The sequence below is a fragment of the Nitrobacter hamburgensis X14 genome (genome assembly GCF_000013885.1).
GTDB lineage: Bacteria > Pseudomonadota > Alphaproteobacteria > Rhizobiales > Xanthobacteraceae > Nitrobacter > Nitrobacter hamburgensis.
Map to the genome: position 1 here is coordinate 1,560,614 of NC_007964.1, position 18,850 is coordinate 1,579,463.

Sequence of the window (18,850 nt, forward strand, 5' to 3'; positions counted from 1 at the left end):
TTCAGGAGCAGTCGAGCACCGCTTCAGTCGCGGCCGACCTTGCCGGGAAATCCGGGCGAGGTGGGGCTGTCGCCATTCAGGCCGCTCGGCACCGCGCCGGTTCCGATGGTGCCGGGCCGCGATGTGTTCGGCACGCCCGGCTGGTTCGTCACGCTGGTGTTGAGGCCTGTCGAGGGGGCCGGCGTCACGACGGGCGCCAAAGGCATCGGCGCGAAGACATGGCGATGAGGGTGGCGCGCCTGTGCCGCTTCCGAAATCACGCTCAAGAAAACGACAAGGACGATCAGGATGCGGATGGTGAGGGTCATTGGACGCTCCGGCAGTCTTCAGTGCGGATTGTCACGCATATATAGCCGTCAAAGTCGCAGCGGGCAGGCCGGTTTCATTAAATTTCGGTGATTGTCCGTTTGAACGAACGATGCCTGATCTGCTTTCCGCAAATAGACACGGCCTCCGGCAGGGGAGCCGCCGGAGGCCGCAACACCGGACGACGCGTGGCGTCGCCGGGTCGTCACCGTCTCGCGCTTGGGGTTCGCGAGGCGGCGGGGAGCTGATAAAGAGCTAGCAGGCTGTTGAAGAAGTCTCTGGCGCAGCGGTTCTGGGCATGATTCTCTTGATGCGGATGCGTCGAGGGGGGAGCGATGCGGGGAAGCGACGAACGGTCAGGCTCGCTGTTCAGCTATGTGGACTTGGAGGCTCGGATTCGCTCCGACCATCCGCTGCGAACGATCCGACAGATCGCGAACGCGGCGTTGAATGATCTGTCGAGGGACTTTGACAAGCTCTACACGGCGTTCGGCCGTCCCTCGATCGCACCGGAGAAGCTGCTTCGGGCAATGCTGCTGCAGGCATTCTACGGGATCCGCTCGGAACGGCAGTTGATGGAGCGGCTGGAGTTCGACCTGCTGTTGCGCTGGTTCGTGGGCTTGGGCGTGGACGACCCGGTGTGGGACCACTCGACCTTCTCGAAGAACCGCGACCGATTGCTTGAAGGTGAGATCGCCGCGAAGTTCTTGAACGCGCTGATGGGGCAGCACCAGGTCAAGCGGCTGTTATCAAGCGAGCATTTTTCGGTCGACGGCACGCTGATCGAGGCGTGGGCATCGATCAAGAGCTTCCGGCGCAAGGACGGCGGTGACCAGGACAGTGATGGACCGGGACGCAACGCCGAGCGCAGTTTCCACAACGAGAAGCGCTGCAACGAGACGCATCAGAGCACGACCGATCCCGAGGCACGGCTCTATAAGAAGGGCGGCGGCCAGCCGGCGAAGCTTTGCTACATCGGCCATGCCCTGATGGAGAACCGCAACGGACTGGCGGTGCTGGGTGGCGTGAGCCGGGCGACCGGAACGGCGGAGCGGGATCAGGCGTTGGCGCTGATCGACTGGGGACTGTCAGGAATTTCGTGTGCGGGCGAGCGGTTGAACATTACGCCGCCATGGCTTTGATGAAGCGCTCGCCGAAGATGACGGCGAACTGGGCCTTGGCCATGGTCCACTCACGAGGCGGCATTTTCCACTCTTTCTCCGATCGGTTCAAGATCAGATAGAGCAGCTTGGTTGCCGCGTCGTCGCTGGGGAAGTGGCCTCTGGCCCTGACAGCCCGCCGGAGTTTCGAGTTCAGCGCTTCTATTGAGTTTGTAACCGGTATGAGATTCTTGGTGCCGATGTCCGGCTGCGGTTTCGTGATCGCGGCGTATGGTGCGACCATCCGGGACAGAGGCACCGGGAGCACGAAGTGCGGGCAGGCCGATCTTGCACGTTGAGCTGCGAGCTCGTGTTAGTAGATGGCCGCCTCTGCGACTCGCCCGGTTGCGCTGAGAGCGCGGATCCGTAGTTGTCGTGTCGCCCGCCGCTCCCCTCTGATTATCGAGAGGAGACAGGAATGCGACGTGTAATCGGAATTGATACCCACCGTACCTTTGGGGAAGTAGTAATCTGGGAAGATGGTCGACTGCGACACATGGGTCGGGTCGATATGACGCGAACTGCGCTGGAAGGCTTCGGCAAAACGCTTCTGACCACCGACGAGGTGGTCATCGAGGCTACCGGTAACTGCATGGCGGTCTCTCGGGTGCTGTCACCGTTCGTGAAGCGGGTAGTGATCGCCAATCCACTGCAGGTGAAGGCGATCGCGCACGCCCATGTGAAAACCGACAAGATCGACGCCGGCACGCTGGCCAACTTGTATGCAGCCGGCTACCTGCCGGAGATCTGGACACCCGATGCTGTCACGGAGCGGATGCGCCGCCTGGTGGCGCGACGCTACCAGGTTGTCCGGCATCGGACCCGAATCAAGAACGAGGTGCACTCGATCCTCTATGCTCACCTGATTCCGCAGTGCCCTCATGCCGACCTGTTCGGGCGGCTCGGTCGTGCCTGGCTCATCCGACAGCAGGTGCCGGATGACGAGCGCGCCGCGATCGAGCGTCATATCCGGGAACTGGATCGGTTGGGAGAGGATCTCGGCGTGCTTGACCGGGAGATCGCTGAGGGCGCCCTCAGCGATACGGCGATCGAACGGCTGCTCACAATCACTGGCGTCAATCTCACGGTGGCCGCCGGGCTAGTGGCGGCGATCGGCGATATAGGCCGCTTTTCCAACCCCCAAAAGCTGGTGAGTTACTTCGGCCTGAACCCACGCGTGCGCCAGTCGGGGCTTGGGGCAGCCCATCACGGGCGGATCAGCAAGGTCGGACGCAGTCATGCCCGCGCGATGCTGGTGGAAGCCGCCTGGGCAGCCGCCAAGACGCCAGGCCCACTCCATGCCTTCTTCGTCCGCGTCCGGGCCAGGCGGGGCCATCAGGTCGCTGCCGTTGCAGTGGCGCGCAAGCTGACCGTCCTGTGCTGGCATATGCTGACGAAAGAAACGAACTACCTCTGGGCACGCCCCAGTCTCGTTGCCCACAAAATGCGCGGCATGGAGTTGCAAGCCGGCCGACCGCAGAAGAAAGGCAACACGCGCGGCCCCGCCTACGCCTACAACGTCAAGAAACTCCGGAACCAGGAAATGCGCGTCGCCGAACAGGCACAGAAGGGCTACGAGCACTTTGTCGAAGCCTGGCGCCCGCGCCCGCCAAAAAAGGCGCGCGGGCGCCTCAATCCGGCAAGGCTCGAATAAGGCTGCCCGGCAGCGCTTTCAGCCGATGCACCGCGCTCCGCCACGAGGTCGCCCACGCAGCAAAATAATATCACGACCGGAAAGAAACTGCTTGTCGATCTCATCCGTTGTGTAGACGATCCGACGCACCTCGTCAGGGAAGGCAAAGAACGGGATGACCTCGCCCCAGGCGCGCCGCCAGCTCTGGCCGATGGCGGGGTAGCGCTGGCCCCAGGGGCCGGCCTCGAACGCCGCCAGCGCCTTTTCGGCAGCATCGGCATCGACGGCGCGGTAGATGTCCTTGAGCGCTGTCGCCAGCCCCTTGCGGTCTTTCCAGGACACGAAGTCCATGGAGTTGCGCAGCAGGTGGACGATGCACGTCTGGACGACCGCCTCCGGGAACACAGCGGTGATCGCATCGGGGAAGCCCTTCAGGCCATCAACGACGGCCAGCAGGATATCATCGACGCCGCGGTTCTTGAGCTCGTTCATCACCCGCAGCCAGAATTTGGCGCCTTCGTTCTGCTCGAGCCACAGGCCGAGCACCTCCTTGGCGCCGTCGGCGCGGACCCCCAGCGCGATGTGGATGGCCTTGTTGCGGACCATCCCTTCGTCGCGGATCTTGACCCGGATCGCATCGAAGAAGATCAGCGGATAAACCGGATCGAGTGGTCTTTGCTGCCAGGTGGCGACTTCGTCGAGAACGGCGTCCGTCACCGTTGAGATCAGGTCCGGCGACACCTCGATACCGTACAGATCGCGCAGGTGCCCGGTGATCTCCCGGGTGCTCATGCCGCGCGCATACATGGACACGATCTTGTCGTCGAAGCCGGGAAAACGGCGCTGATACTTGGCAATCAACTGCGGATCGAAACTCGACTGGCGATCGCGCGGTATGTCGATCTCCAGCTTGCCGGTCTCCGTCGTCACGGTCTTGCGGCCGTAGCCGTTACGCGTATTGCCAGCGTCTTCGCCGCTCGCCAGATGATGGTCCATCTCCGCGTTTAGCGCGCGCTCGGTCAGAGCCTTCTTGAGCGAATCCAGCAGGCCGCCCTGTTCGAAGGCTGCACTGGCTGCGCCTCCCGCCAGAAGCTGGTCGAGAAGATCATTTGGTATCGCAGGGTCTTTGCGTCGGGCCATAGTGGGAATCCTTTTTACCCATTATGCACGCCCGCACACGAAATTCCTGACAGTGTCATCGACTGCCACCGCGGCCAAAGCGAGCGGCGGATCACGCTGGGCGCCGACAAGGCCTATGACGTCACCGCATTCGTCGAGGACTTAAGACGGCGTTCGGTCACGCCGCACATCGCCATCGACGGGCATTTGAGCAAGACCGGAAAGCCGCGCAAGACCGCGATCGACCAGAGGACTCTCCGTCATGCCGGATATGCCGTCAGCCAACGCTGTCGCAAGCGCATCGAGGAGGTGTTCGGCTGGATCAAGGCCTCCGCCGGACTTGCCAAGATCAAGCTGCGAGGCCGCGACCGCGTCAACGCCACCTTCACCCTGGCGCTGGCGGCCTACAACCTGATCCGCTTGCCCAAACTCCTGGCAGCCGCCGCGTGAAACACAAGTCGTGCACCGTCAAGATGCTCGATCAGGACCCTGATGGTGGCGCCGCCCGCAGATCACGCTGACTCCATTCCATATCCGTCTCCGTGGGAAACTTCTTCAACAGCCTGCTAGAACGGCAGCAGCACGTCCATGACCTGTTGACCGTAGCGCGGCTGCTGGACGTCGCTGATCTGGCCGCGGCCGCCGTAGGAGATGCGGGCCTGCGCGATCTTGCTGGAGTCGATGGTGTTGTCGCTCTGGATATCCTCGGGACGAACGATACCGGCGACGATCAGTTCGCGGATTTCCAGATTGACGCGAATTTCCTGCTTACCTTCGACCACGAGGTTGCCGTTCGGCAGCACCTGGGTGACGACGGCGGCGACGCTGGTCTGCAGGTTTTCCTGGCGCTGCACCGATCCCTTGCCGTCGCTCGAGGCGGTGGAGTCGGCGGTCAGAATGCGGCCCGGCAGTACCGCGGTTGCTGGATTTTTGATGACCTTGCTGCCGATGAAATCCGTGATGCCGGAGTCTTCCTTGTTGGTGCGGCTGCGCTGGGTTTCGTTGGCGATGTTGGCCTTGTCGGTGAAGTTCACGGTCACGGTCAGGAGGTCGCCGACCCGCGCGGCGCGCTGATCCTTGAAGAACGCGCGCGAGCCGTTCCGCCACAGCGAGTTGGCGTTATAGGACGCCAGTTCCGGCTTCGGCATCGGCATCTGCACGGGCTTGTAGCCGGGTTGCGTCGTCGGATTGTCGATCGCGGTCAGTTTTGGCCGCTCGCCGATTTGCGAGAGACGATCGATGGACGAGCAACCGCTGGCGAGGCCGGCGGCCGCCAGCAACGTGCCGGTCAGAACGATGCGGTTGATGTTCGCGGACTTCAACATGAACGTTACTCAGGTTTTGGAGATACAGGCGCGCTGTTGCCGACGGAGACCGGAGCGGATGCGGCGGCCATTGCCGGGGCTTCGGTAGCCGGCGCGGCGCTCGCCAGCCTACGCGGGACGATCGGCGCGACCGGAGAAACCGACACCTGGCCGCGCCCGACCACCACGCCGGATACGGTGCGCTTCGATTGCAGGTTGAGGGCGCTGACGACGTCGCCCTCGGTACCCGACTCGGTCGCCTTGCCGCGCACGGTGAGATAGATTCCCGCGGCCTGGTAGATCAGGGTCACGGCCTGGTCGCGTTGCACCAGGTCCGGCTTGGTCAGGTCGGCGCGGCGCAGCGCCTGACCGGCGCGCATCTGCCGCCGCGCCTGCATTCCGATGACATGGTCGCGGTTCGCGGCATCGTTGCCGACCTCGGCTTTGGGCCGGCGCTCCATCACGACATCGGAGAATTTCAGCAGCGAGTTGCGGTCGACGTCGCGAGCCAGCACCGCGGCCTCGACGGTCTCGACGGCGGTGCCGGTGAAGCGGAGGCGGGCCGGCGCGCCGCCGGAGTCGTTGCCGACCTCGAGCGTGACGTCGAAGCGTCCGTTACGCGGGTCGAACCGGGTCACGACCGCGTTGATGGCGCCACTGTTCGTCGCATCGAGCCGCATCGTCCGAAGGTCTTTGTCGAAGGTCAGCGACAGGTCCCTGGCGTCGCCGAGCCCGTGGCGGTGCTCGAGCGCGACGGCGATCTGCAATTCGATGGCGTCGGCATCGATCGTGCGCGCGAGGCGCGTCACCACGACGTTGCGGATGCCGTGAGTATCGACGCCGATCACCTGATGGGCGCGCAAGGCGTCGATCACCTGGGCGGCCGGCAGGGTGCCGGTGGTGCCGGGATCGGGCGCGCGGTAGATCGCGATCTGTGCAGCGACGCCGGCGTTGTCTATGACGTCGCCGATCCGCACCACTTCGCTTGTGACCTTGACGTCGGCGCGCAGCACGGGGACCGGAATGGCGGCCGCGGTCTGGATTGCGCTCGCCACGACGACGCGGGGCGGGACCGCCTCGTTCGCGGCCAGCGCCGGAACGGACACCGCCAGCAGCGCGGCGGCGACGGAAAGCGAACGGACGGCCATGGTCAGCCTCCCTGGAGCATGATCCCGAAAAGTGGAAACCGGTTTTCGGAGAGGATCATGCTCAATTAAAAAGATCAGAGTCTGGTTCAACGCAGTTGAATCAGACTCTAGCGGAACAGCGCGGATGCGGATTGCAGCATCTGATCGGCGGCGCTGATGACCTTGGCGTTCATCTCGTAGGCGCGCTGCGCGGCGATCAGATCGGAGATTTCGGAGACCACCTCGACGTTGGCCTGCTCAAGGCTCGACTGCTGCATGTCGCCGTAGCCGTCGATGTTGGCGATGCCGTCCTGGGGAGGACCGGAGGCGGGCGTCTCGGTGAAGTTGTTGTCGCCGACCGGCTGCAGGCCGGCCTTGTTGACGAAGCGGGTCAGGCCGATCTGGCCAAGCACGGTCGGGGTGGTCTGCCCCGGCAGCGTCACCGAGACCTGGCCCTGCGCGTTGATGGTGATGCCCGCGGAATTTTGCGGGATCGTGATCGTCGGCTGCACCGGATTGCCCTGCGCGTTGACGATGCGACCCTGGTTGTCCATCTGGAACGTGCCGTCGCGGGTGTACTGATAGGTGCCATCCGGCATCTGGATCTTGAAGAAGCCTTCGCCGCGGATGGCGATGTCGAGATCGTTGCCGGTCTGCGAGAGCGTGCCCTGACTCATCAGCCGCGGCGTGCCGACGGTCTTGACGCCGCCGCCGAGATCGATGCCCACGGGCAGGATGGTGCCCTGATCCGAGGCCTGCGCGCCGACGCGGCGGACGTGGTCGTAGATCAGGTCCTGAAACGCGGCCCGCTGCTTCTTGTAACCGGTGGTGCGCAGGTTCGCGATGTTGTTGGAGATGACCTGGACGTTCAGCTCCTGGGCCGCCATTCCGGTCGCCGCGGTATAAAGAGCGCGCATGGTCTGGTTTCCTTATGCCGGAACGTCGGCGAGTTTTTCGATGGCCGATCTTTGCAGGTCGCTTTGCTGTTGCAGCAGCGTCGCCATCTGCGTGTAGGCGCGCGACACCTCGACCATGCGGCTCATCTCGGTCACCGCATTGACGTTGGATTTTTCGATGAACCCCTGATGGACTCGCGCGCTGGTGTCGGGCCGGGCGGAGTTGCCTGCGCCGGCGGAGTAGAGGTTGGAGCCTTCCTTGAGCAGCTTCTGCGCCTGCGCGAAGGAGACCAGCCGCAGCTTGCCGCGGATCGAGTCGGCGGCGTTATTGACGCCTTCGAGCACGGTCACGGTGCCGTCGTTGGAAATCGTGATGTCGTGGTCGGTCTGCTGGAACGTGATCGGGCCGTTGGAGCCGAGCACCGGATTGCCCGATGCCGTCACCAGTTGTCCCTGCGCATTGATCTGCAGCCCGCCGTCGCGGGTGTAGCGTTCGCCGGCCGGCGTCTGCACCACCAGGAACGCCTTGCCGTCGATGGCGACATCGAGCGGGTTCTTGGTTTGCTCGGTCGGGCCGCCGGCGAAGTCGTGAAAGGTGGCGCGGTCCTGGACGAAACTGAGGCGGCGGTCGCGGCCGACGAAGTTGTCTTCGTGCGCGCCCGGCATCAGGTATTCCTCGAACAGCGAGCGGTCGGCCTTGTAACCGTTGGTGGTGACGTTCGCGACGTTGTTCGCAACGACATCCATCTGCCGTTCGAGCATCATCTGCCGCGACAGTCCGATGAGGAGCGTATTCTCCATCGGTGGTTCTCCCCTTGAGGACCCGCGTGAAGGCCCTCCCAGGCCGCCGCCGGATCGTTTTCGAACCCCACGGCTCTCCCAAGCCTGCGGTTCGCCAGGGGAGTAGCGAAAGCCGTGCCAAGTCTGAAAGATATGTATTTTCAGCGTATTATGGAAATCAGCCGGCCGGAACAGGCGGCAATTAAGGTCCTGTTGACCATACCGGCCCGGCAAAATCTTCCTAGTGTATGGTTAAAAGAAAGGTTCCATTAACCATTGCGAACCTAGTGTTAACGCCAACAGGGCGCGTGTGCGCCGGGGGCATCTGTTTCGCGTATCCGGCCTGCTCGGCGGCATCGGACCGACCCTGTTAGCGGGCGAACTGACGATGGCAGAGAAAGATCAGGCCGGAAAAGCGGCAGCCGAGGGCGACGCGCCGCCCGCTCCCAGGAGCAGGCTCAAGCTGATCGTCGCGGCCGTCGCGGTGCTTTGCCTGGTCGGCGGCGCCGGCACCTGGTTCTTTTTCTTCCGCCATCACGGCGACGAAAGCCACGCGGAAGCCCCGCCGCCGAAGCCGCCGGCCTTTGTCGATGTCCCGGAGATGCTGGTCAATCTGGTCGGGGCGCCCGGCGAGCGGGTGCAATACCTGAAAGTGAAGGTCGTTCTCGAGGTCAAGGACGAGCCGCAGGTCGAGACAATCAAGCCGGCGCTGCCGCGGGTCACCGATCTCTTTCAGACCTATATGCGCGAACTGCGCCCCAGCGATCTCAACGGTTCAGCCGGGCTGTTTCGTCTGAAGGAAGAACTGACCAAGCGGGTCAACACCGCGATCTCGCCCGGCCATGTCAATGCCGTGCTGTTCAAGGAAGTCGTCATCCAGTGAGAGGGTGGGATCATGGCGGACGATAACGATCAGCTCGACCAGGATGCAATCGCAGCCCAGTGGGAAGCCTCGCTCGACTCGGAGGATCCCGCCGAGGCCGCGAAGTCGGCCGCCGCCAATGAACTTACGGAGGCGATGGCGGAACAGTGGGCCGCCATGGTCGACGACGGCGGCCGCAATTTCGGCAGCGGCAAGAACGGCGGCGAACGGGTGCTGTCGCAGGAGGAAATCGACAGCCTGCTTGGCTTCAGCGTCGGCGAGATCAACGTCGACGACAATTCCGGCATCCGGGCGATCATCGACTCGGCGATGGTGTCGTATGAGCGCCTGCCGATGCTGGAGATCGTGTTCGACCGCCTGGTGCGGCTGATGACGACCTCCTTGCGCAATTTCACCTCCGACAACGTCGAGGTCTCGCTCGACCGCATCACCTCGGTCCGCTTCGGCGACTACATGAACTCGATTCCCTTGCCCGCGGTGCTCAGCGTGTTCAAGGCCGAGGAGTGGGAGAACTTCGGGCTGGCGATGGTCGATTCCAGCCTGATCTACTCCATGATCGACGTGCTGCTCGGCGGCCGTCGCGGCCAGACTTCGCTCCGGATCGAAGGCCGGCCCTACACCACGATCGAAACCAATCTGGTGAAGCGGCTGGTCGAGGTCGTGCTGGCCGATGCCGAGCAGGCGTTCCGGCCGCTGTCGCCGGTGACGTTCTCGATCGACCGGCTTGAGACCAATCCGCGTTTCGCGGCGATCACCCGCCCGGCCAACGCGGCGATCCTGGTCCGTCTACGGATCGACATGGAAGACCGCGGCGGCACCATCGAACTGCTGCTTCCCTACGCCACCATCGAGCCGATCCGCAACGTGCTGTTGCAGATGTTCATGGGCGAAAAGTTCGGCCGCGATCCGATCTGGGAGAGCCACCTCGCCACCGAGATCGCGCAGGCGCAGATCGCCGTCGACGCGGTGCTGTACGAGGCCGAAATCCCGCTCAAGCAGCTCATGGCCCTGAAGGTCGGCGACACGCTGCCGCTGGACATGCGCCCCGATGCGTCGGTGGCGGTGCGCTGCGGCAGCGTCACGCTGACCGAAGGCCGCATGGGGCGCGTCGGCGACCGCGTCGCCATTCGCGTGTCGAGGCATTTGCGCAAACCGAACACGACCTTCGCCATGTTCGAGAGGGCGGACGAACAGACCAAGATGATGGAGGCCCAATGAACCACTCTTTCGGACTAGCGATCGAGAGCCTTGTCGCGGTTCTTCTCGTTCTGACGCTGGGTTACTGCATGCTGCTGAACAAGCGGCTGAAGCGGCTGAGGGCGGACGAACAGTCGCTGAAGGCGACCATCGGCGAACTCATCACGGCGACGGAGATCGCCGAGCGCGCCATCGGCGGGCTGAAGCACACCGTGCGTGACGTCAACGACAATCTCGGCAACCAGATTGAGTCGGCCACCGAGTTGTCGCGGCAGCTGGCGAAGCAACTGGCGGAGGGCGATGCAGTGATGCGACGGCTGACCAGGATCGCGCTCGCGGCGCGGCCGGCAACGGCTCCGGAACCGGAGGCCGTGGCCAGTGATGCCCGCTCGGTCGCCGCGGCGGCGCGGGCATTTTCCGAACGCAAAAGGGCCAGCGGCCTCGCTGCATGAACGCCTTCAGGGACATCCGGGTCATTCCGGTCGTGGCGGTCGCGATCTTCGGCCTCGCGGTGCTCAAGGTCGCGGGGCTCGTGGTCGATGGCGGCTACGTCTTCGATGATCGGCCGAATTCGACCGGACTGTCATGGGCCCAGGAAAACCTGAATTTTCCGGGCGGAACTCGCGATGCCGGCGACATCACCGGATCGGTCGAGGCGAAGAAAGACGAATCGAAGAAGGATACTGCCGGCAAGGATGAGGCGAAGAAGGAAGAGTCCAAACCGGGCGCTCCCGAAGTAGCGAAGGCGGGCGCGATCACCATCCCCGAGCCGGGGCAGTCGGTGTCGCCTTCCGAACGCGCGATCCTCGAACGGCTTCAGAGCCGGCGGCAGGAACTCGAAGCGCGCGCTCGGGAAATCGACATTCGCGAGAGCCTTTTGAAATCCGCCGAAAAGCGCCTCGAGGGCCGCGTCGAGGAGATGAAGGGCATCGAGGCACGGATCGCGACCGCGACCGGGCAGAAGAACGAAGCAGAGGCCGCCCGCTTCAAGGATATCGTGACAACGTACGAGAACATGAAGCCGAAGGACGCAGCCAAGGTGTTCGACCGCCTGGAAATGTCCGTGCTGTTCGAGATCGCCTCGAAGATTGCGCCGCGCAAGATGGCGGACATTCTCGGTCAGATGTCGCCCGAGGCGGCCGAACGGCTGACGGTCGAACTGGCGCGCCGTGCCAGCGGCGACACCACCACCGCGGCCGCCGATCTTCCGAAGATCGAGGGCAAGCCGACGCCGCAAGCTCGCAACTGATAATCGTTGTTTAAAAGTCCTTAATTTCGCAATTCTAGAGTGGAATCCGACCGGCGCCCGCGCGTCCGGTCGCCGGGTCGGGTCGAGAGACGGTCGGAATGGTGTGGACGACTGCCGCTGGAAGTTGGTCGCAAGCGCGTGCCTGCGCGCGCCGGCTTTGGCGCGGCCGTATTCCGGCGCTCGGCGTTGCGTTGTTGGTGCTCGCTGTGGCGTTTCCCGATACCAGCCGCGCGCAGGCCGTCAAGGGCGAGGCGAGCTTTGCGGCGGCGAACGGTTTTGCCCGTCTCGTCCTCAAGCTCGACGACGACGTCGATTCCGAGGTGACGGTCGCGGGCACCATCCTTGTGATCCACTTCAAGCGGCCGGTCGATATTCCCGTCGACAAGCTGTCGGACGCGGTGCCGGACTATGTCGGCTCGGCGCGCCGCGATCCCGACGGTTCGGCCATTCGTCTGGCGCTGGCGCGCAAGGTCAGCGTCAACACGATGACGGCCGGCGAGCGCGTGTTCATCGATCTGATGCCCGATGGCTGGAAGGGGCCGCCGCCGGGATTGCCGCAGGAGGTGGTTCGCGAACTGGCGGAGCGCGCCCGCGCCGCGGAGCGCGCCTTGCGCGAACAGCGTACCCTGGAAGCGGCGAAGAAGCGTCCGCCGGTTCGCGTGCGCGCTTCGGTGCAGCCGACCTTCGTGCGTTACGTTTTCGAACTGCCCGACGGCGCCGGCGTGTCTTCCGTCCTCAACGAGCAGAAGCTCGCGTTGTTGTTCAAGCCGGCGCTGACGTTCGACCTCGCCGACGCGAAGCTGGTGGCGCCGGCCAACGTCGCCTCGATCGCACAGAAGGTCGAGGGTGACGGCTCGCGGATCGACGTCAAGCTGATCGGCGATGTCGATGTGCATTCGTTCCGCGAGGAGAAGAACTACATCGTCGATATCGGTTTCCGGCAGGCCGACAACCAGCCGGTGTTGCCGGTGCCGCTTGCATCGTCCGAAGCGCAACCGGCGGAATCGGGGGCGAGGAAGCAGGCCAGCGCCGCTGCCGCGCCCGGCAAGTCCGCCGGGATTCCGCCGCCGACCTCGCAGACGATTGCCGAGCAGGCCGGGTTGACGGTCAAGCCCGCCGCATCCCAGGTCAAATCCCCTGACGTCAAATCTCCTGACGGCAAATCGGCGTCGGCGGCGACAACATCCGAACCGGCGCCGGCCGTCGCCGCACCCGTTGCGGCGGTTCAGCCTCCGGCCGAAAAGCCTGCTGCTGCCGCCGCCGAAGCGCCGCCCGCGCCCATGCCGCCCGCGCCAATGCCGAAGGTCGCCGCTTCGGAGGCGGTACCGGCAAAGGATACACCGGCCAGGGATAGTCCCGTCAAGCCGGACCCCGCAAAGGTCGCGGCGTCAAAACCTGCGGCGTCGCCGGCGCCATCGGCGGACGGGATCGCCAATGACGCCGTGACCCTCAACGCGGTCAGGCGCAGCGACGGCCTGCGCCTGACGTTCGGCTTCAGCCAGCCGACGCCGGCGGCGCTGTTTCGCCGGGCCGATACGGTGTGGCTGGTGTTCGACTCGGACAAGCCGATCGACATCAGTGCGATCCGGAAGGAGGGTGGATCGCTCATCACCGACGTCGACCGCCGCCCCGTGGACAACGGACAGGCGATCCGCATCCGCCTGACCCGTCCGCAACTGGCCTCGCTCTCGGCCGGCGATCCCGACGGCTCGGCACCCGTCGCGCCGGGCCGGCGCTGGGAGGTGAGGTTCGCCGATGCCGTGCAGAAGCCGTTGCGCGCGCTGACCGCGCAGCGGAATGTCGTCGATCGCATCCATGCGAGCGTCACCATACCGCTCGCGGGCACCGGCAGGCTGCACCGGATCGTCGATCCCGACTCCGGCGGCGCCCTGATGGTCGTCACCGCGCTACCGCCGGCGCAGGGTTTTGTCAGGCACCAGGAGTTCGTCGAGTTCTCGCTGCGCGAGTCGACCCATGGCGTGGTGATCGGGCCGAAGGCCGACGATATCGCCGTCGAGATAGCACCCGACAAGGTCACGGTGACCCGGCCCGGCGGTCTCACCTTGTCGGCGGCCAATGCCGGGCCCGAGCGCGGCGCGACCGCGGCACGGCCGATCTTCGATGTCGAGGAGTGGCGGAAGGACAGCGAGGCAAATTTCTTCCAGCGGCTCGACAAGCTGGTCGACGTGGCGTCGACGGCGGGTGACGACGACGCACGGACCGCGGCGCGGATCGATCTCGCCCGGTTCTACATGGCGCGCGGCTTCTATCACGAAGCCAAGGCGGTTCTCGACCTCGCGCTGTCCGAACAGAACCCCGGACAGGAAGATCCGGTTCTGCTGATCGTTCACTCGGTAGCGAGTTCGCTGACGAATTATACGGCGGCGGCGAGGCGGGATCTCGCCAATCCGGTGATTGGCGCCAACTACGATTCCCAGCTCTGGAAGGCGCTTGCGCTGGCGCGGCAGCACAAGTGGGCCGAGGCGCGGGAGAAGTTCAAGAACGCCCAGTTCGCGATCTCCGCGTTGCCGATCGATTTGCAGCGCCTGATCGTCGCCGATGCGATGCGGGCGTCGCTTGAGGTCGGGGACTATTCCGGCACAGCGGCGCGCAGCGGCGATCTCGACGTCATCGGCGTTCCCGACGAGATGAAGCCCGCCATTACGGTCATGCGCGGACGGCTGTCGGAAGCGCTCGGGCGCGACAAGGACGCGCTTGCCCAATACAAGGAGGCGATGGCCTCGCCGGACCGTGAAGCCGCGGCTGAGGCGCAGATTCACGACATCGCGTTGCGACAGAAGCGCAACGAGATCAAGCCGGAGGAGGCGCTGCGCGATCTCGAAACGCTGTCGGTGATGTGGCGCGGCGACCGGCTGGAGGTGCAGACGCTGAAAATGCTGATGGCGCTCTACACCGACGCCGGCCGCTATGCCGAGGCGCTGGCGGTCTCAAGGACCGCCACCAAACTGGAACCGGACTCCGCGGTGTCGCGCCAAATTCAGGACGACGCGTCGGCGCTGTTCTCCCAGCTCTTCCTCAGTTCCAGAGGTGACAATCTTCCGCCGGTCGATGCGCTCGCGATGTTCTATGACTATCGCGATCTGACGCCGATCGGTCGCCGTGGCGACGAAATGATCCGCCGGCTCGCTGATCGCCTGGTCGGCGTCGATCTGCTCGATCAGGCGGGCGACCTCCTGCAATACCAGGTCGATCATCGGCTGGAGGGCGCGGCGCGGGCGCAGGTCGCCGCGCGGCTTGCGATGGTCTATCTGATGAACCGTAAGCCGGACCGGGCGATAGCTGCACTTCGCACCACGCGGATCGCCGACCTCGCCGGCGAATTACGCCAGCAACGTTTGCTGCTCGAAGCGCGCGCGGAGAGCGACATCGGCCGCCGCGATCTCGCCCTCGACATCATCTCCAATCTCACCGGGCGCGAGGCGATCCGCCTGCGCTCGGATATCTACTGGGCGTCGCGGCGCTGGCGCGAGGCGTCCGAACAGATCGAGCTCTATTACGGCGAGCGCTGGCGCGACTTCAAACCGCTCACCTCGAATGAGAAGGGTGACATCATCCGCGCCGTGATCGGCTATGCGCTCGCCGACGATGCGCTGGGGCTTGGGCGCTTCCGCGAAAAATATGCGCCGCTGATGAGCGGCACCGCCGACAAGCTCGCCTTCGATACCGCGAGCAAGCCCGCCTCGGATAACAGCGCCGAGTTCGAGCAGATCGCCAGGATGGCGGCGAAGGTCGATACGCTCGACGGTTTCCTGCGCGAGATGAAATCGCGCTTTCCCGACATGACGGCGAGGGCGCCGCTGCCGCCGGAAGTGGCGAAGGCGGATTCCGCTCCCACGGGCGCGCTGCCGCAGATCGTGGGACTAAAGCAGGTCGAGGCATCGCGCTGACGGATGCGGCCTCGGCCCGCGCCGCGGTCGCCGGCTCAACTCCCATAGCTCTGCACCAGGCTGCCTGCCACCAGCGACCAGCCGTCCACCAGCACGAAGAAGATCAGCTTGAACGGCAGCGACACCACGACCGGCGGCAGCATCATCATGCCCATCGACATCAAAACCGATGCCACCACGAGGTCGATGATAAGGAACGGCAGGAACAGCAGGAATCCGATCTCGAAGGCGCGCTTCAGTTCCGAGATCATGAAGGCCGGCATCAGGATGCGCAGCGACAGGTCGGCGGGCGTCGCCGGCGGCGGCTCGCCGGACAGATCGATGAACAGCTTGAGGTCCTGTTCGCGCACGTTCTTCTGCATGAAACCGCGCAGCGGAACCGAAGCGCGCTGCAGCGCTTCCTCGACGGTGATCTGGTTGGCGACCAGCGGCTTGATGCCGTCGTCATAGGATTTCTGCAGCGTCGGTCCCATCACGAAGGCGGTGAGGAACATCGCGAGCGCGATGATGACGGAGTTAGGTGGCGCGGTTGCGGTGCCGAGCGCGGTGCGCAGCAGCGACAGCACCACCACGATGCGCGTGAACGACGTCATCATGATCAGGATCGACGGTGCGATCGACAACACCGTCAGCAGCGCAATCAACTGAATCGCGCGTTCGGTCACGCCGCCGTTGCCGGCGCCGCCGAGGTTGATGCTGATATCCTGCGCAAACGCCGGGTCGGCGAGCGACCCGGCGGCTATCAGAACGAGAACGAATAAAACTCTACGCGGGTGGGCCGCCGGCCTCACGAAGGCGACTTAGAGCGTCCGAGCAGAGACGCCATCTCGTCTTCAAGGTGCTCGAACCCGGATTTCGGACCGGGCGGCGCGACCGGCGGCTCGCTGCGCGGTGCGGTGGCGGCCGACGTTTCCTCGCTCCGCGGGCGGGACGGCGGTTCGAGGGAGACCGGCGGCGCGGCAGCGGCCTTGCCGTCGCCGGTCGGACGACGGAGTGCGGCCTCGAGGCGTTGCGCCATCTCGGCGAGATTTTGATCCGCGTTGGGCGCAGGCGGAGGTGGTGCGGCGGGCGTCGACACCGGCGGGGGCGTCGGCCGTTCGGCCGCACGCGGAGGCGATGCGAGCGTCGGTTCGACCGGACGAACGGGTGGCCGCGTCGGCATCACCGGCTCGCTGCGCGCCGGACGGGTGCCGCGAATATCGGTCCGGCTCATTGGTTCGGGCGTGAAGCCGGCCAAGGGATCGCTGCGGCGCTCGGCAGCGGCCGGACGGCGCACGGCATCGGCGAAGGGAGGCGGGCGGACCGGTCGCGGCGGCTCCGGCATCTGAGGTTCGGGATGATCGAGCGGATCGGAGTGGGGGCTGTCGGACTCGGTCCAGCCGGTTTCGGCCAGCGGCGGCAGGCGCGACGGCGACAACTCGCTGCCGGACGACGGACGTTGCGGCAATTGATCGCGTCCGGGCGTGGCGCGGACGATGTTGGGCTCCACGACGATGTCGGATGGGCCGCCGATCATCAGCAGGTGCTCGACGTTGTCGCGGCGCACCAGGACCAGCCGCCGGCGTCCGTCGATTGCGGCGGCGTCGATCACCGCCAGACGGGGCATTCGTCCCCGATTGGCGTTGGTGCCGAGACGGTTTCCCGCGAATCGCCGCACCAGCCAGGCGGACCCGGCGATTAGCGCCAGGACCACAATAAATGCGATGACGAATGTGACTGCCTGCATGCTGTGTCCCTGACAGAAAGTGCCTTTATTTCAGCTTCGGATCGTCGAATGCTTTTCGGCATCCTCCCACGACGACCGAGCCTTGGCCCTATCTGTTAACCCCGTCCGGCAAAAGCTGCCGCTGTTAGCCTTAATAACCTATGAATCGACCAGACCAAAACAACTTCTGAGCATCGGAGGTTCCGGTTAATGCGGGTGGTTAACGCAGCATTCGTCGCAAAAATGCCTTGGCTCGCGAGGCACCGGCTCCGTCCGGATCGCACAGCCTTGCGGTTCTTAACCTGCTGTTAACCATAAGGCCGGCAAATTCTGCCTAGCTCGGCGGCGCATCGCCCCGAGGCCGGAGCGGAGACCCGCTGTGCCCATCCACGATATTTCCGCGCTCGCCGCGCTCCGCACCCGGATGCAGTGGCATCAGGAGCGCCAGCGCGTTCTCGCCGAAAACATCGCCAACTCCGACACGCCGAACTTCAAGCCGCGCGATCTCGTCGAGCCGAAGTTCGACGCGCAGGGCGGCAATGCCTCGGGCGGTGCGACGCTGGCGATGATGCGCACCACGTCGGGCCAGACCATCGCCGGCTCCGGCCCGGCCTCGAACTTCGACCAGAATCGTCATGCCGGTTTTCAGACCCGTCCGGCAGGGAACGCTGTCAACCTCGAGGATCAGATGCTCAAGGTATCGGCCAACCAGATGGACTACGCCGCCGCAACCTCGCTCTACAGCCGCAGCCTGCGACTGTTGAAAATGGCTGTCGGCAAGGCGTGACGCAGGGCTGAACGGAGGGAGACCGCATCATGGCAGACAACGGCGCCGACTTCATGCGATCGATGAGCATCGCGACCTCCGGTCTGCGGGCGCAGGCCGGGCGGATGCGGGTGATCTCGGAAAACATCGCCAACGCCGATTCCACCGCGCAAGTACCGGGCGGCGATCCCTACCGCCGCAAGGTGCCGACCTTTTCATCGGCTCTCGATCGCGCGCTCGATGCGAAAGTGGTGTCGCTCGGCCGGGTGAAGCCCGACATGTCGACGTTCCGCATCAAGCACGAGCCGAGCAATCCGGCCGCCGACGCCAGCGGCAACGTCAAATATCCCAACGTCAATTCGCTGGTCGAAATGACCGACATGCGTGACGCGCAGCGGTCCTACGAGGCCAACCTCAACATCATCAGCGCAACGCGCCGGATGATCCAGCGCACGCTCGATATCCTCAAGTCCTGATCGGAGACCTGACCATGGCATCGCCCACCGTCGCAGCAAACGCCTATGCGAGCCTCGCGAAGATGATGGATTCCGGCACCGCCGCCGGCAAGGCGTCGGAGGGCGGCGGCCCGTCGTTCAGTTCGGTGTTGAAGGATGCGCTCGGCAGCGTGATGGAAGCCGGGCGGAAGTCCGATGCGCAGACCGTGGCGATGGCGTCGGGCAAGGCCAATGTGATGGATGTGGTGACGGCGGTGGCGGATACCGACGTCGCGGTGTCGACGCTGGTGTCGGTGCGCGACCGCGTCATCCAGTCCTACGAAGACATCATGAGGATGCCGATCTGATCGATCATGTCGTCA

General features: G+C 64.7%; 16 protein-coding genes and 4 pseudogenes. 11 read left to right on the top strand and 9 right to left on the bottom strand.

Annotation, left to right across the window (positions count from 1 at the left end; translation table 11 throughout):
- Window positions 1–23: 23 nt before the first annotated feature.
- Window positions 24–308 (bottom strand): hypothetical protein, encoded by a 285-nt coding sequence (locus NHAM_RS07020; protein WP_011509891.1) that lies wholly within the window; start codon window positions 306–308, stop codon window positions 24–26.
- A 333-nt stretch (window positions 309–641) separates the two neighbouring features.
- Here NHAM_RS07020 and NHAM_RS07025 point away from each other — a divergent pair.
- Window positions 642–1,385: pseudogene (locus NHAM_RS07025) on the top strand (IS5-like element ISNha7 family transposase); the annotation flags it as partial.
- Window positions 1,386–1,428: 43 nt separating this feature from the next.
- Here the strand turns inward: NHAM_RS07025 and NHAM_RS07030 are convergent.
- Window positions 1,429–1,650, bottom strand: a pseudogene (locus NHAM_RS07030) (transposase); the annotation flags it as partial.
- 252 nt (window positions 1,651–1,902) lie between these two features.
- Between NHAM_RS07030 and NHAM_RS07035 the strand changes: the two are divergent.
- Window positions 1,903–3,120 (top strand): IS110 family transposase, encoded by a 1,218-nt coding sequence (locus NHAM_RS07035; protein WP_198137033.1) that lies wholly within the window; start codon window positions 1,903–1,905, stop codon window positions 3,118–3,120.
- Window positions 3,121–3,171: 51 nt separating this feature from the next.
- Here NHAM_RS07035 and NHAM_RS07040 read toward each other — a convergent pair.
- A pseudogene (locus NHAM_RS07040) lies at window positions 3,172–4,239 on the bottom strand (IS256 family transposase); the annotation flags it as partial.
- Window positions 4,240–4,293: 54 nt separating this feature from the next.
- Between NHAM_RS07040 and NHAM_RS26130 the strand changes: the two are divergent.
- Window positions 4,294–4,668: pseudogene (locus tag NHAM_RS26130) on the top strand (transposase); the annotation flags it as partial.
- Between the two features lie 116 nt (window positions 4,669–4,784).
- On the opposite strand, the gene flgH reads toward NHAM_RS26130, so the two are convergent.
- The 4 genes from flgH to flgF form a co-directional block, all read right to left on the bottom strand.
- Entirely contained in the window at window positions 4,785–5,543 is a 759-nt protein-coding gene (gene flgH, locus NHAM_RS07050; protein WP_011509894.1) for a flagellar basal body L-ring protein FlgH, read from the bottom strand.
- A 5-nt stretch (window positions 5,544–5,548) separates the two neighbouring features.
- Entirely contained in the window at window positions 5,549–6,670 is a 1,122-nt protein-coding gene (flgA, locus tag NHAM_RS07055) for a flagellar basal body P-ring formation chaperone FlgA (protein ID WP_011509895.1), read from the bottom strand.
- A 107-nt stretch (window positions 6,671–6,777) separates the two neighbouring features.
- The gene (gene flgG / locus NHAM_RS07060; protein ID WP_011509896.1) at window positions 6,778–7,566 is read right to left on the bottom strand and encodes a flagellar basal-body rod protein FlgG; all 789 of its coding nucleotides are present in this window, start codon (window positions 7,564–7,566) and stop codon (window positions 6,778–6,780) included.
- A gap of 12 nt (window positions 7,567–7,578) precedes the next feature.
- Complete coding sequence (flgF, locus tag NHAM_RS07065) at window positions 7,579–8,346, bottom strand: flagellar basal-body rod protein FlgF (protein WP_011509897.1); 768 nt, start codon at window positions 8,344–8,346, stop codon at window positions 7,579–7,581.
- 367 nt (window positions 8,347–8,713) lie between these two features.
- Between flgF and fliL the strand changes: the two genes are divergently transcribed.
- The 5 genes from fliL (at window position 8,714) to NHAM_RS07090 (ending at window position 15,562) form a co-directional block, all read left to right on the top strand.
- Entirely contained in the window at window positions 8,714–9,208 is a 495-nt protein-coding gene (gene fliL / locus NHAM_RS07070) for a flagellar basal body-associated protein FliL (RefSeq protein WP_041358861.1), read from the top strand.
- A gap of 12 nt (window positions 9,209–9,220) precedes the next feature.
- Window positions 9,221–10,426, top strand: coding sequence for a flagellar motor switch protein FliM (gene fliM / locus NHAM_RS07075; RefSeq protein ID WP_011509899.1), 1,206 nt, complete (start codon window positions 9,221–9,223; stop codon window positions 10,424–10,426).
- Window positions 10,423–10,857, top strand: a complete 435-nt coding sequence (locus NHAM_RS07080; protein ID WP_011509900.1) for a DUF6468 domain-containing protein — start codon at window positions 10,423–10,425, stop codon at window positions 10,855–10,857. Before fliM ends, NHAM_RS07080 begins: the two co-directional genes overlap by 4 nt.
- On the top strand, window positions 10,854–11,654 hold the full coding sequence (locus NHAM_RS07085; RefSeq protein WP_011509901.1) for a MotE family protein: 801 nt from the start codon (window positions 10,854–10,856) through the stop codon (window positions 11,652–11,654). The genes NHAM_RS07080 and NHAM_RS07085 overlap by 4 nt, the downstream gene beginning before the upstream one ends.
- A gap of 98 nt (window positions 11,655–11,752) precedes the next feature.
- The gene (locus NHAM_RS07090; protein ID WP_011509902.1) at window positions 11,753–15,562 is read left to right on the top strand and encodes a tetratricopeptide repeat protein; all 3,810 of its coding nucleotides are present in this window, start codon (window positions 11,753–11,755) and stop codon (window positions 15,560–15,562) included.
- A 35-nt stretch (window positions 15,563–15,597) separates the two neighbouring features.
- Here the strand turns inward: NHAM_RS07090 and fliP are convergent, their stop codons facing one another.
- Both fliP and NHAM_RS07100 read right to left on the bottom strand, forming a co-directional pair.
- A complete protein-coding gene (gene fliP / locus NHAM_RS07095) occupies window positions 15,598–16,353 on the bottom strand; it encodes a flagellar type III secretion system pore protein FliP (protein ID WP_011509903.1) in 756 nt (251 codons plus the stop codon).
- Window positions 16,350–17,288: a flagellar biosynthetic protein FliO gene (locus NHAM_RS07100; protein ID WP_011509904.1), complete on the bottom strand. Its 939-nt coding sequence runs from the start codon at window positions 17,286–17,288 to the stop codon at window positions 16,350–16,352. The genes fliP and NHAM_RS07100 overlap by 4 nt, the downstream gene beginning before the upstream one ends.
- Before the next feature lie 358 nt (window positions 17,289–17,646).
- Here NHAM_RS07100 and flgB point away from each other — a divergent pair, with 358 nt between their 5' ends.
- The 3 genes from flgB to fliE are packed head-to-tail and all read left to right on the top strand — an operon-like array spanning window position 17,647 to window position 18,835.
- The gene (flgB, locus tag NHAM_RS07105) at window positions 17,647–18,054 is read left to right on the top strand and encodes a flagellar basal body rod protein FlgB (RefSeq protein ID WP_011509905.1); all 408 of its coding nucleotides are present in this window, start codon (window positions 17,647–17,649) and stop codon (window positions 18,052–18,054) included.
- Between the two features lie 29 nt (window positions 18,055–18,083).
- Window positions 18,084–18,509: a flagellar basal body rod protein FlgC gene (gene flgC / locus NHAM_RS07110; RefSeq protein WP_011509906.1), complete on the top strand. Its 426-nt coding sequence runs from the start codon at window positions 18,084–18,086 to the stop codon at window positions 18,507–18,509.
- Window positions 18,510–18,523: 14 nt separating this feature from the next.
- Window positions 18,524–18,835 (top strand): flagellar hook-basal body complex protein FliE, encoded by a 312-nt coding sequence (gene fliE, locus NHAM_RS07115; protein ID WP_011509907.1) that lies wholly within the window; start codon window positions 18,524–18,526, stop codon window positions 18,833–18,835.
- The last annotated feature ends 15 nt before the right edge of the window (window positions 18,836–18,850 follow it).